Here is a 12,560-nt window from a genome sequence, read left to right as displayed (position 1 = left end):
TTCCAGACGGAAACGTCTGGGCCCAGGTGGCGGAATTGGTAGACGCGCTGGCTTCAGGTGCCAGTGATAGAAATGTCGTGGAGGTTCGAGTCCTCTCCTGGGCACCATATTTTCGGCGGCGCTGCATCCCTGTGATGCGGCGCCGTTCGTTTATCTGCCCCGCCCTCTGTCGCCGGGATGGTTCCGGAGATCGCGTCAGGGGCGCACTGGCGCATTTCTGTCCGAAAATGCGCTAGTATCGTTGTGATGAAAGCCCAGACCTCATGACCGTCTATCTGCACGAGGGCGATCTGCCCGATTCCCTCGATCTCGGACCCGAGGTCGCCATTGATTCCGAGACCATGGGCCTGCGCCTGCGGCGTGACCCCCTGTGCGTGGTCCAGCTGTCGTCCGGCGACGGCGACGCCCATGTCGTGCGTCTGAACCGGCCGGCCTACGACTGCCCGAACCTGAAGCGGCTGATGGCCGACCCGGCGGTGCTGAAGATCTTCCATTTCGGCCGGTTCGACATCGGCATGGTGCAACTGCACCTCGGGGTCGAGACCCGTCCGGTCTACTGCACCAAGATCGCCTCGAAGCTGGCGCGAACCTATACGGACCGGCACGGGCTCAAGGATGTGGCGCGCGAACTGGCCGGTATCGACCTGTCCAAGGCCCAGCAGAGCTCGGACTGGGGCGCGGCCGAGCTCAGCCCCGCCCAGCTGGAATACGCGGCCTCCGACGTGTTGTATCTCCACGCCATCAAGGCGAAGCTCGACATGATGCTGGCGCGCGAGGGGCGGACCGAGCTGGCCCGCGCCTGTTTCGACTTCCTGCCCGTCCGGGCCCGTCTTGACCTCGCCGGCTGGGACGAAGTCGACATCTTCGCCCACGCCTGACCGCAGATGACCCGGCCCGACCCGCCAGAGACAAGAATTCGCACCGACGAGGCCCGTGTCGCCGCCGAGGGGGCGCACTGGCGCGCGCGGTCGAAGCGCGTGCGTCTGTTGCGGCGGGTGCTGCCGGTCGTGATCCTGGTGCTGGCCGGCGGGACGGTGACCTGGACCGTGTTCCGCAGTGTGATGTCCGGGGTCGAGCGCAAGGCCAGCCAGACGCAGGAGGTGCGCCTCGACAATCCGATGTTCCGGGGTCAGGACGCCCAGGGTCGATCCTTCATGATCGGGGCCGAAGGTGCGGTTCGCGATCCGCAGACCGGCTTCTTCCGTCTGATCGGCCCGGTGATGCGGCTGAACCTGGGGGGGCGCAAGGTCACCGAGATGACGGCGGACGGCGGCGTCTACAACGAAGTGGCCCGGACCGTGACCATCGGCCCGAACGTGAAGATCACCGACGGCGGCTCGGGTTTCACCCTGACCACGCCGGAGGCCGTGGTCGATACGGCGACTGGCATAGTGACCGGTTCGAAGGGGGTTGAGGGGGTCGGCCCCCTTGGAACCATCTCGGCTTCGTCCTATGCGATCTATGACCAGGGCGAGCGGGTCGTGTTCAAGGGCTCGGGCGACAACAAGATCCGGGGGGTTTTCAACACCACCCGGTCGGGTGGATGAGAAGACCATGATCAGATCAATCCTCGCGGGCGTCGCGGCGCTCGGCATCGTTCTGGCGGCCCCGTCGGGCGCAGCGACGGCCCAGGCCCGGGCCACGCCCAGCCAGCGGCCGATCATGGTCGGGGCTGACAGCGCCGAACAGACCCCGTCCGGCTTCGCGCTGCGCGGTCGGGCCGAGGTGCTGCAGGGCGACAACCGCCTGCGCGCCGATGCGATCCAGGGCGTCAGCGCCGGCGGGGCCATCACCCAGGTCACCGCCTCGGGCAACGTCTATTATGTCACCCCGACCGAAACGATCCGCGGCGACCGGGCCGTTTACACGGTCGCCGACACGACCATCGTCGTGACCGGCGATGTGATCCTGACCCAGGGACGCAATGTGCTGACCGGCGGGCGGCTGACCTACAATGTCGATACCGGTGCCGCCCGGATGGAAGGCGCGTTCGGCGGCGCGGGCAGCCGCATCCAGGGGGTCTTCTATCCGCAAGGGACCCGGAACTGAGCCCCCGGGCCGGCCGGACCTGAACCTGTGGCGCGCAAGGAACTCTCAGCCCTGAATCTGGACGAGGCTCCGGCCGCGGGGACACCGGTCGAGCCCGCACGGTCGACCGGACTTCGCGTCGAGCACATCGCCCGCTCCTTCGGCGCGCGCCAGGTCGTGCGCGACGTCTCCCTGACGCTGCAGCGCGGCGAGGTTGCCGGCCTGCTGGGACCCAACGGGGCCGGCAAGACCACCTGTTTCTACATGATCACCGGCCTGATCCCGCCGGACTCCGGCACCATCTGGCTGGACGGCGAGGACATCACGGCCCAGCCGATGTACCAGCGCGCCCGCATGGGGCTCGGCTATCTGGCCCAGGAGCCCTCGATCTTCCGCGGCATGACCGTCGAGCAGAATATCCGCGCGGTCGCCGAACTGCACCAGTCGGGGGCCGCGGCCGTGGCCACGGAAACCTCACGCCTGCTGGAAGAGCTGCGCATCGACCACCTGCGCCACGCCCCGGCGGCCGGTCTGTCGGGCGGTGAGCGGCGGCGGGTCGAGATCGCCCGGGCCCTGGCCGGGCGACCGTCCTTCATGCTGCTGGACGAACCCTTCGCCGGCATCGATCCCCTCGCCATCGCCGACATCCGCCAGGTGATCCGCTATCTGTCCGGCCAGGGCATCGGCGTGCTGATCACCGACCACAATGTCCGCGAGACGCTGGAGATCATCGACCACGCCACGATCATCTCGGGCGGGGCGGTGCTGTTCAAGGGCGCGGCCCAGGACATCATCCGCGATCCGGAGGTTCGCCGCGTCTATCTGGGCGATATGTACGGCTGAGCGCTCGCGCGTTCGCCGCTCGTTAACCGCTTCCCGGCATTCTGCCCTCAGCAAGTTTCGGGCCACGCCCGGCAACGCGGCTGTGGGGGCTATCCGAAGTGATCGGTCAGAGGCTTGAGGTACGGCAGGGCCAGGGGCTGGTCATCACGCCCCAGCTGCAGCAGGCGATCAAGCTGCTGCAGCTGTCGAACCAGGAGCTCGACGCCTTCGTCGAGGCCGAGATCGAGCGCAATCCCCTGCTGCAGCGCGAGGAGGCCGAGGCCGACGCGCCCGACGCGCCGGCCGAGACCGTGGTCGCGGACGGGGCCGAGCTGAGTTTCGAGGACGGCCGCGCCCAGGACGGCGAACGCACGCTGGATGCCCGCGAGGACGACGTCTATGGCGACGCCACCCAGGGCGAGCGCGCCACCGACCGCATGGCCGACGACGCCCAGCCGGGTCTGTCCGACTGGTCCCGCGCCGGCAAGGGCGGCTCGATCGCCGACGGCGAGGGCGGGGAACGTCCCGACCGCCGGGAACTGACCCTGTGGGAGCATTTGCAGGCCCAGGCCTCATCGGCCGGATTCGACACCACCGATCACGCGATCGCCCTGGCCCTGATCGACGGGGTCGACGAGGGCGGCTATCTGCGCGCCGATCTGGACGAGATCGCCGAACGACTGGGCTGCGGTGCCGAGCGTATCGAGACCGTGCTGGTCCTGTGTCAGGGCTTCGAGCCGACCGGGGTGATGGCGCGCTCGGTTCCGGAGTGTCTGAAGCTGCAGCTGGTCGAGCGCAACCGCTTTGATCCGGCGATGGGGGCCCTGCTCGACAACCTCCAGCTCCTGGCCCGTCACGACCTGTCGGCCCTGCGCAAGGCCTGTGGCGTCGACGCCGAGGACATGGCCGAGATGATCGCCGAGCTGAAGGCGCTGACGCCGCGCCCCGGAGCCGGATTCGGCGGCGATCCGGCCCAGACGGTGATCCCCGATGTCCATGTCCGGCCCGATCCGGCCGGTGGCTGGCGGGTGGAACTGAATGCCGACAGCCTGCCGCGTCTGCTGATGGACAAGCGCTACCACGGGGTGGTCGCCGCCGGTGCCCGCTCGGACACGGAGAAGGCCTTCGTCGCCGACTGCGCCGCCCAGGCCAGCTGGCTGGTCAAGTCGCTGGACCAGCGGGCCCGGACCATCCTCAAGGTCTCGTCCGAGATCGTGCGCCAGCAGGACGCCTTCCTGGCCTTCGGGGTCGAATTCCTGCGCCCGTTGAACCTGAAGACGGTGGCCGAGGCGATCGGCATGCACGAATCGACGGTCAGCCGGGTCACCTCGAACAAATATGTCTCGACCCCCCGCGGCGTGTTCGAGCTGAAATTCTTCTTCACCGCCGCCATCCAGTCGTCGGACGGCGGGGCCCTGCACTCGGCCGAGGCCGTGCGTCACCGCATCAAGGCGATGATCGACGCCGAGAGCCGGGACGGCGACATCCTGTCCGATGATCGCATCGTCGAGATTCTCAGCGAGGCCGGAATCGACATCGCCCGGCGCACCGTCGCCAAATACCGCGAGGCCCTGCGAATCCCCTCGTCGGTCGAGCGCAAGCGGATGCTCAGGACCGGCTGACCGCCGCCGTCGCGACCTTCGCCCCGGTCGCACCGGCCGGTCGTCGAATTCCCCGGCCGGTCGCCAATTCGCGTCGTCGAATTCCGCCGGCGAATTGCCACCGTCACCACAAAATTGTGATCGCCGTTGACACCTATCGCGGACCGCCGCGTTGTAGGGGCATGCAGGTACAGGTTAGCGGCAAACACGTAGATGTCGGCGAAGCGTTAGGCTCGCGCATCACCCTCGAACTCCAGGATGGAGTTGGCAAATATTTCGAACGCGGCGGCTCAAAGGCCGAGGTTGTGGTGTCCAAGGACGGCTACGGCTTCAAGGTCGATTGCTGGGTCCGTCTCGCGTCCGGGGAGGTCATTATCACCTCGGGCCAGGGCGGCGACGCCCAGGCGGCTTTCACGGACAGTCTCGAAAAGCTCGAGAAGCGGGTGCGGCGATACAAGCGTCGTCTGAAGAACCATCATGCGGGCCCCAAGGGGCTGTCGCCCGAGAAGTCAGAAAACGCGGCCCGCGAGGTGGCGTCCATGACGGTATTCCGCGATCCGGACTCGGTCGAGGATGAGGAGTTCGGCGACTCCAGCCAGGCGGATGAACCGCCCCCTGTGGGCATGGTCATCGCCGAAACCGAGGCCGAAATTCGCACGTTGACGGTGGGTCGGGCCGTTCTGGAACTGGACATGACCGGCTATCCGGTCGTGCTGTTCCGCAACGCCGCGCACGGCGGCCTGTCGGTGGTCTATCGCCGTCCGGACGGCAATGTCGGCTGGATCGATCCGGAGCGGACGCGGGCGGTCAATGGACACCGTTCTGTAAACGGTTAGGGATCATAGTACTTTCCCTTGGGGGGCAGAGCGTCTAAACGGCGCCCGCCCTCCGGGGAAATGGATTGCGTAAGAGTCGGGGTTTCGATGGATATCGGTGAGTTGCTTGCCCGGGACGGTGTCGTCTTGCGCAGCGGTGCGTCGTCGAAGCGACAGGCCCTGCACGTGGTGGCCGAGGCGGCCGCCGCGGCCCTCGGTCTGCCCGAGACGCGGGTGATGGAGGCCCTGCTCGAGCGTGAGGCGCTCGGGTCGACGGGGCTGGGCTCGGGCGTGGCTGTGCCACATGCCCGGATCGAGGGTCTGGATCGGGTCCTGGCCGTCTTTGTCCGCCTGGACACGCCCGTCGCCTTCGGTGCGGTGGATGATCGTCCGGTCGACCTGCTGTTTGCCCTGTTTGCTCCCCCCCGCGACGGGGCCGAGCACCTGCGGGCCCTGGCGGCTGTTTCGCGGGCCTTGCGATCGCCGGAACTGCGCGAACACCTGCGCAAGGCCCGGACGCCGGACGCCATTCACGCCCTGTTCGTCCGCGACGCGCCGGCAACGGCAGCCTGACGCGACCCCGGCCCCCTGCGGGAGCCGGGTCCCGCCGGGGCGGTCCTGTCGATCAGCGGCTGCTTCAGGCCGGTTTGCAGGGCAATGGCGCGCGACCGGCGGTCAGTGGACCGAAACCGGCTCGAGTTCATGGGCGACGGCCGCGGCGAAGGCCGTCTCGCGGTCCATCATTACAGCCAGACGTTCACCGTCGGCACCATGCACGGCGAACAGGATCTGGTCGGGCTGGATATCCAGACCCTTGATCTCGGTGATCGGCGTGTTGGCCAGGATGTCGGCGGCCTTGATCTCGCGCACATAGACGAGGTCAGGCGCGCCCAGTCCGGCAAAGTCTTCCTTGGTCATGAGTATCGGCGTCATCGATGCGCCTCCTTACAATCTTCTGAACGCTCGTGAACCCGAGCGGTTCGACGGTGGGTCCGTCGCTGTCGCCGTCCGGCGGCTTCAGCGCGCCGTAATCGGGATGCGCTGCACGATGACGGCGTCATCGGGGCGTCGCAGATCGACATGAAGCAGGCCATGCTCCAGCCGGGCTTCCTCGACCTCAAGGCCGTCCGCCAGGACGAAGCTGCGAACAAAGCCACGCCCGGCGATACCCCGATGCAGGAAGGCCGGTTCGGCCTTGCCCGGGTCTTCCCGTTTGCCGGTGATGGTCAGCTGCCGGCCTTCGAGGGTGATGCTCAGATCGTCCGGCGCGAAACCGGCGACGGCCAGGCTGATCCGGACGGAGTCCTCGTCCCGCTGTTCGACATTGTACGGCGGATAGCTTTCCGCCGCAGCCCGGGCGGCCCGGTCGATCAGGGCCCGGGTATGATCGAAGCCCAGCAGGAAGGGGCTGTCGAACAGAATGGTGCGCGTCGTCATATCAAGGCCCTCGCAGAAGCGACCTCAGCCCTGCGCCCCCCGGAAATCGGCGAGGCACCGGCTGCGGACCCTAGATGGTGTGGGGTGTGGGGCAGGTCAACCGGTGCCGGAAAGGACGAAGGCCCCGCGGTGTCCCGCAGGGCCTTCGATGGTGGAGCTTAGCGGAGTCGAACCGCTGACCTCTTGCATGCCATGCAAGCGCTCTACCAGCTGAGCTAAAGCCCCGAACCTTTCGGTCGGTACGCCGGATCCCGAAGGGATGGGGTGCGGCGAGGCGGCGGAACCTATGTCAGGGCCTTTCAGGGATCAAGCCCGGTTCCGCCATTTATTTTCGTCCCCGTTCAAACCCCTGCCGCACGGGGTGAGCGGGACCTGAAATCAGTCCTCGTCCTTGACCGGTTTGGCGACTGCGCCTTCGAAGGCGTCGTCATCTTCGTCTTCGATGAAGGGGACGGAATCGTCGTCGTCATCGTCGTCGTCGAGCACGTCGTCATCGTCGCCGTCGGTCGTGTTCATGCCGGCCTCTTCCGAGGCATCGGTCGCCGAATCGTCGTCGTCGTCCGGGGTCACGATCGGCTCGTGGCCTTCCTGGTCGATTTCCGGCGTCGCCACGGTATCGTCCTCGTCGTCATCATCCGAGTCTGAGGCGGGCTTCTTGGTGACCACTTCTTCCGTCTCGGCGTCGTCCGCCGGATAGCCGCCCGGGCGACCGCGACGGCTGCGCAGCTTCAGCGCCTCCTCGGGATCGAACTCGTGGGCGCATTTGGGGCAGTGCGCCGGACGACGGGCGAGATCGTAGAATTTGGCCTGGCAGTTCGGGCAGACCTGCTTGGCACCCAGTTCGGGATTGGCCACGGATGATACCTTTGGCAGGGGGTTGGAATTCGGGCGCGTCCCTTGCCACTCCGCAGCCCCGCTGTCAAAAGCCATCTTCGCGCCGCCGCCTCCCGGCCCTGGTCGCCCGTCCATCATCAGAGAGCGCTGCGGGTGCCCACACCCTTGAAATTGACCGCCCGCCCGAGCCCGCCGCTGGCGGGCGTCGTGCGTGCGCCGGGCGACAAGTCGATCTCGCACCGGGCCCTGATCATCGGGGCCATGGCCACCGGCGTGACCGAGATCGACGGTTTGCTGGAGGGGGACGACATCCTCGCCACCGCCCGGGCGGTCGAAGCCTTCGGTGCGACCGTCGAACGGCTCGGCGCGGGGCGCTGGCGTGTCACCGGTCAGGGCGGGTTCCGTCAGCCGGCCGGGGTGATCGACTGCGGCAACGCCGGCACCGGCGTGCGCCTGCTGATGGGCGCGGCCGCCGGCTATCCCATCACCGTGACCTTTGACGGTGACGCGAGCCTGCGGAAGCGGCCGATGGGGCGGGTCATGGACCCGCTCAGGGACATGGGAGCAGGCTTCGACGCCGACCGGCTGCCGGTCGTCCAGACCGGCGGTACCCTCGCCGCCCTCGACCATATTCAAACGGTCGCCTCGGCCCAGGTGAAGTCGGCGATCCTGCTGGCGGGGGTCAACGCCACCGGCGTGACCTCGGTGATCGAGCCGGTCAGGAGCCGCGATCACAGCGAACGAATGTTGCGGGCCTTCGGGGCCGAGGTTGCCGTGGAGGCGTCCGGGACCGGCTGGCAGATCCGGCTTCAGGGTGGTCAGGCCCTGACCGGCACCGCCGTCGACGTGCCGGGCGATCCGTCTTCCGCCGCCTTCCCGCTGGCGGCGGGGCTGATGGTGCCCGGCTCCACCGTCACGGTCGAAGGCGTGATGCTGAACCCGTTGCGCACCGGCCTGTTCGAGACCTGGATCGAAATGGGCGCGGACCTGACGATCTCGAACCGCCGCCTGGCCGGCGGCGAGGCGGTCGGCGACCTCACCGCCCGGCACTCGTCCCTGACCGGCGTGGTCGTGCCGCCCGAACGCGCCGCCGCGATGATCGACGAATACCCGATACTGGCCGCCACCGCGGCCCTTGCCGAGGGCCGCACCGTCATGCGCGGCATCGGCGAGATGCGGGTCAAGGAGAGCGACCGCATCGCCCTGATGGCTGCCGGCCTGGCCGCCTGCGGCGTCACGGTCGAGGAGGAGCCGGAGGGCTTCACCGTCACCGGCGGCCCGGTCCGGGGCGGCGCGACCGTCACCACCCACGGGGATCACCGCATCGCCATGAGCCATCTGGTGCTGGGACTGGCCGCGGCCGAACCGGTCACCGTCGACGAGCCCGGCATGATCGCCACCAGCTTTCCGGGCTTTGTGGAGTTGATGCGCGGCCTCGGGGCCGATATCGCCACCACTGAATGACTCATCCCCTCATCATCGCCGTCGACGGCCCGGCCGCCTCGGGCAAGGGCACGATCGCCGCCCGGCTGGCGCAGACCTACGGCCTGCCGCATCTCGATACCGGCCTGCTGTATCGCGCGGTCGGCATGGGCCTGCTGGATCGGGGCGGCGCGCTGGAGGACGCGACCCTGGCCGGGATGGTGGCCGGCGGGCTCGATGTCCGTGATCTCAGGGATAGCGAACGCCTGACCAGCCGCGGCGCGGGCGAGGCGGCCAGCCGCGTCGCCGGCTATCCCGGCGTGCGGGCGGCCTTGCTGGAGTTCCAGCGTAGCTTCGCCGGCCAGGCCGGCGGCGCCGTGCTGGACGGGCGCGATATCGGCACCGTCATTGCCCCGAAGGCCGTCGCCAAGCTGTTCATCACCGCCACCCCCGAGGTGCGGGCCCTGCGCCGCTGGAAGCAGCTGACCGGGCGCGGCGAGGTCATCGCCTATCAGGACATGCTGGCCGACATCATCCGTCGCGACGAGCGCGACGCCGGTCGCGGCGCGGCCCCGATGGTCCAGGCTGACGACGCCGTCTTGCTGGATACGACCGATATGGATATAGAGACGGCCTTCGATGCGGCCCGCCGTATCGTCGAGGCGGCGCGCGTCCGACACGGCCTGTAAGGGCTGCGGACAAATCCAACGCGTCATTCTCGGCTTCCGCGGGCGTTCTGGCCTACTTCCGTCTCGCGTCGTCACGACTGGATTCCCCTTTATCTTCACCTCGCGCGGGGCCGTCCGGTCACGCGCCACAACCCATTCAGAAACCCCATAGCTCCATGACCGATACACAATCCTTCACCCCCTCGCGTGACGACTTCGCCGCGCTGCTCGACGAACAACTGCAGGGCCGCGACCTTGGCGAAGGCCAGGTCATCCACGGTCTCGTCGTCGGCATCGAAAAAGACGTCGTCATCATCGACGTCGGCCTCAAGACCGAAGGCCGCATCGCAATGCGCGAATTCGGCCAGGGCGACGGCACGGCCCTGCCCAAGGTCGGCGACAACGTCGAGGTCTATCTGGAGCGCGTCGAGAACGCCCTCGGTGAAGCTGTCATCAGCCGCGACAAGGCCCGTCGCGAAGAAGCCTGGACCCGTCTGGAACTGGTCTTCGCCGAAGGCCAGCCGGTCATGGGTGCCATCGTCGGCCGCGTGAAGGGTGGCTTCACCGTCGACCTCGGCGGCGCGTCCGCCTTCCTGCCGGGTTCGCAGGTCGACATCCGCCCCGTGCGCGACGTCGCCCCGCTGATGGGCAAGGAACAGCCCTTCGCCATCCTGAAAATGGACCGTCCGCGCGGCAACATCGTCGTCTCGCGTCGCGCTATCCTGGAAGAGGCCCGCGCCGAACAGCGCACCGAGCTGGTCGGCCAGCTGCAAGAGGGTGAAGTCCGCGAAGGCGTGGTCAAGAACATCACCGACTACGGCGCGTTCGTGGACCTCGGCGGCATCGACGGCCTGCTGCACGTCACCGACATGTCGTGGAAGCGCGTCTCGCATCCCTCGCAGGTCCTCGCCGTCGGCGACACCGTCAAGGTCCAGATCGTCAAGATCAATCCGGACACCCAGCGCATCAGCCTCGGCATGAAGCAGCTGCAGTCCGATCCGTGGGACGGTGTTGAAGCCAAATACCCGGTCGGTGCCAAATATACGGGCCGCATCACCAACATCACCGACTACGGCGCATTCGTTGAGCTGGAAGCCGGCGTTGAAGGCCTGGTCCACGTCTCGGAAATGTCCTGGACCAAGAAGAACGTCCACCCCGGCAAGATCGTCTCGACCTCGCAGGAAGTCGACGTCGTGGTTCTGGATGTCGACGCCTCCAAGCGCCGCATCTCGCTGGGCCTGAAGCAGGCCCAGGACAATCCGTGGGATGCCTTCGTGGCCGCCAACCCGATCGGCTCGACCGTCGAGGGCGAGGTCAAGAACGCCACCGAATTCGGTCTGTTCATCGGCCTCGACAACGACATCGACGGCATGGTCCACCTGTCGGACCTCGACTGGAACGTCTCGGGCGAGGAAGCCATCCAGCGCTATCGCAAGGGCGAAACCGTCAAGGCCAAGGTGCTTGACGTCGACGTCGAGAAGGAACGCGTCTCGCTGGGCATCAAGCAGCTCGGCGGCGATCCGATGGAAGGCGACCCGTACAAGAAGAACCAGCAGGTCACCGTCACCGTCACCTCGATCGAGACCGGCGGCATCGAAGTCAAATTCGGTGAAGACGATGCGCCGGTTTCGGCCTTCGTTCGCAAGTCCGACCTGTCGCGTGACCGGGCCGAACAGCGCCCCGAGCGCTATGCCGTGGGTGACCGCGTCGACGCCATGATCACCGGCATCGACAAGGCCACGCGCCGCGTCTCGGTGTCGATCAAGGCGCTGGAAATGAAGGACGAGGCCTCGGCGATCGAGCAGTTCGGCTCGTCGGATTCCGGCGCGTCCCTGGGCGATATCCTGGGTGCCGCCCTGCGCGAAAAGGCCGGTACGAAGGAATAGACCTTCACCCCGGTAGATGAAACGAGGCGGCCGGAGCGATCCGGCCGCCTTTTTCATGCGTGGAAGGCCTCAACCTGCGGTCAGGACTGACGATTTGTGTGTGGTTGCTGGCGGTTAACCACCTAATTGCCGTCAAATTACGCAGAAGCCCTTTTTCCCCCAACGGGCGAAGGCTAGGGTGGGCCGGTCGTGCGGTCGAGTTGCGTCTGAAGCAGCTCCGAACCGGCGGAACTGGGCAGGGGGGGCTGATGATGATCAAATCCGAGCTGATCGAGAAACTGGCGGCGGAGAATGTCCACCTGACCCACGCCGAGGTCGAGCGGGTCGTGAACATCGTTCTCGGCCGGATGATCGATTCCCTGGGGGAGGGCGGACGGGTCGAGATCCGGGGCTTCGGGGCCTTTTCCGTTCGCAGTCGGCCCGCGCGGGCCGGTCGCAATCCCCGCACCGGCGAAGCCGTCGACGTTCCGGCCAAGGCCGTGCCCTTTTTCAAGAGCGGCAAGGAACTGCGTGAACGCCTGAATGCGTCGGGCGACGCCTGATACAGGGATAGGCCCGCGTGGGTATGCTGAAAGAGTTCAAGGAATTTGCCGTCAGGGGCAGCGTCATCGATCTGGCGGTCGGGGTCATCATCGGGGCCGCGTTCGGCAAGATCGTCACCAGCCTGGTCGAGCAGGTGATCATGCCGCCGATCGGCCTGTTGCTGGGCGGGGTCGATTTTTCCAGGCTGAAATGGGTGCTGGCGGCGGAAAACCCGGCGACGGAGGCGATCGAGGAGGTCGCGATCCGGTACGGGGCCTTCATCAATACCCTGGTCCAGTTCGTGATCGTGGCCTTTGTCATCTTCCTGATGGTCAAGGGCATCAACAGTCTGCGGCGCAAGCAGGCGGACGAGCCCGAGGCGGCTCCGGCGGCCCCGACCGCGACCGAGGCCTTGCTGACCGAAATTCGTGATGCGCTGAAAGCCCGCCCCGGGGGCTGACCCGGTTTTTCTTTCATCCCGAGGCCTGAATGCGGATTTCCACTTCGCATTTGACTCCGGACGGG

Annotated in this window: 15 protein-coding genes and 2 tRNA genes; 13 read left to right on the top strand and 4 right to left on the bottom strand. The window is 67.2% G+C overall.

Going from position 1 to position 12,560, the window contains the following annotated elements; all coding sequences use genetic code 11:
- The first annotated feature begins 20 nt into the window (after positions 1-20).
- The 8 genes from AACZ75_RS12220 to AACZ75_RS12185 all read left to right on the top strand — a co-directional run bounded on the left by AACZ75_RS12220 (position 21) and on the right by AACZ75_RS12185 (position 5,839).
- Positions 21-107: transfer RNA gene (locus AACZ75_RS12220), tRNA-Leu, on the top strand.
- Positions 108-263: 156 nt separating this feature from the next.
- Positions 264-878, top strand: coding sequence for a ribonuclease D (locus tag AACZ75_RS12215; protein WP_339873146.1), 615 nt, complete (start codon positions 264-266; stop codon positions 876-878).
- Between the two features lie 6 nt (positions 879-884).
- Positions 885-1,547, top strand: a complete 663-nt coding sequence (gene lptC, locus AACZ75_RS12210; protein ID WP_339873145.1) for an LPS export ABC transporter periplasmic protein LptC — start codon at positions 885-887, stop codon at positions 1,545-1,547.
- A gap of 7 nt (positions 1,548-1,554) precedes the next feature.
- Positions 1,555-2,049: an LptA/OstA family protein gene (locus AACZ75_RS12205; protein WP_339873144.1), complete on the top strand. Its 495-nt coding sequence runs from the start codon at positions 1,555-1,557 to the stop codon at positions 2,047-2,049.
- A gap of 27 nt (positions 2,050-2,076) precedes the next feature.
- Entirely contained in the window at positions 2,077-2,871 is a 795-nt protein-coding gene (lptB, locus tag AACZ75_RS12200; RefSeq protein ID WP_339873143.1) for an LPS export ABC transporter ATP-binding protein, read from the top strand.
- Between the two features lie 98 nt (positions 2,872-2,969).
- A complete protein-coding gene (rpoN, locus tag AACZ75_RS12195; RefSeq protein WP_339873141.1) occupies positions 2,970-4,472 on the top strand; it encodes an RNA polymerase factor sigma-54 in 1,503 nt (500 codons plus the stop codon).
- A gap of 161 nt (positions 4,473-4,633) precedes the next feature.
- Positions 4,634-5,287, top strand: a complete 654-nt coding sequence (gene raiA / locus AACZ75_RS12190; RefSeq protein ID WP_339873140.1) for a ribosome-associated translation inhibitor RaiA — start codon at positions 4,634-4,636, stop codon at positions 5,285-5,287.
- Positions 5,288-5,374: 87 nt separating this feature from the next.
- Positions 5,375-5,839 (top strand): PTS sugar transporter subunit IIA, encoded by a 465-nt coding sequence (locus AACZ75_RS12185; RefSeq protein WP_339873138.1) that lies wholly within the window; start codon positions 5,375-5,377, stop codon positions 5,837-5,839.
- Positions 5,840-5,941: 102 nt separating this feature from the next.
- Here the strand turns inward: AACZ75_RS12185 and AACZ75_RS12180 are convergent, their stop codons facing one another.
- The 4 genes from AACZ75_RS12180 to AACZ75_RS12165 form a co-directional block, all read right to left on the bottom strand.
- Complete coding sequence (locus AACZ75_RS12180) at positions 5,942-6,199, bottom strand: DUF1150 domain-containing protein (protein WP_339873136.1); 258 nt, start codon at positions 6,197-6,199, stop codon at positions 5,942-5,944.
- An 84-nt stretch (positions 6,200-6,283) separates the two neighbouring features.
- Positions 6,284-6,703 (bottom strand): Hsp20 family protein, encoded by a 420-nt coding sequence (locus AACZ75_RS12175; RefSeq protein ID WP_339873135.1) that lies wholly within the window; start codon positions 6,701-6,703, stop codon positions 6,284-6,286.
- 149 nt (positions 6,704-6,852) lie between these two features.
- A tRNA-Ala gene (locus AACZ75_RS12170) sits at positions 6,853-6,928 on the bottom strand.
- Between the two features lie 153 nt (positions 6,929-7,081).
- Positions 7,082-7,558, bottom strand: coding sequence for a TIGR02300 family protein (locus AACZ75_RS12165; protein ID WP_339873133.1), 477 nt, complete (start codon positions 7,556-7,558; stop codon positions 7,082-7,084).
- A gap of 144 nt (positions 7,559-7,702) precedes the next feature.
- Between AACZ75_RS12165 and aroA the strand changes: the two genes are divergently transcribed.
- The 5 genes from aroA (at position 7,703) to mscL (ending at position 12,495) form a co-directional block, all read left to right on the top strand.
- A complete protein-coding gene (gene aroA, locus AACZ75_RS12160) occupies positions 7,703-9,001 on the top strand; it encodes a 3-phosphoshikimate 1-carboxyvinyltransferase (protein ID WP_339873192.1) in 1,299 nt (432 codons plus the stop codon).
- On the top strand, positions 8,998-9,648 hold the full coding sequence (cmk, locus tag AACZ75_RS12155; RefSeq protein ID WP_339873131.1) for a (d)CMP kinase: 651 nt from the start codon (positions 8,998-9,000) through the stop codon (positions 9,646-9,648). Before aroA ends, cmk begins: the two co-directional genes overlap by 4 nt.
- Positions 9,649-9,803: 155 nt before the next feature.
- The gene (rpsA, locus tag AACZ75_RS12150; RefSeq protein ID WP_339873129.1) at positions 9,804-11,513 is read left to right on the top strand and encodes a 30S ribosomal protein S1; all 1,710 of its coding nucleotides are present in this window, start codon (positions 9,804-9,806) and stop codon (positions 11,511-11,513) included.
- A 251-nt stretch (positions 11,514-11,764) separates the two neighbouring features.
- The gene (locus AACZ75_RS12145) at positions 11,765-12,055 is read left to right on the top strand and encodes an integration host factor subunit beta (protein ID WP_339873191.1); all 291 of its coding nucleotides are present in this window, start codon (positions 11,765-11,767) and stop codon (positions 12,053-12,055) included.
- Positions 12,056-12,072: 17 nt separating this feature from the next.
- Positions 12,073-12,495: a large-conductance mechanosensitive channel protein MscL gene (gene mscL / locus AACZ75_RS12140; protein ID WP_339873127.1), complete on the top strand. Its 423-nt coding sequence runs from the start codon at positions 12,073-12,075 to the stop codon at positions 12,493-12,495.
- Positions 12,496-12,560: the final 65 nt, after the last annotated feature.

Origin of the sequence: uncultured Brevundimonas sp. (assembly GCF_963975535.1) — a bacterium.
Taxonomy (GTDB): Bacteria; Pseudomonadota; Alphaproteobacteria; order Caulobacterales; family Caulobacteraceae; genus Brevundimonas.
The sequence above is the reverse complement of the archived record's forward strand: the minus strand, read 5'-3'. Positions and strand labels throughout refer to the sequence as shown.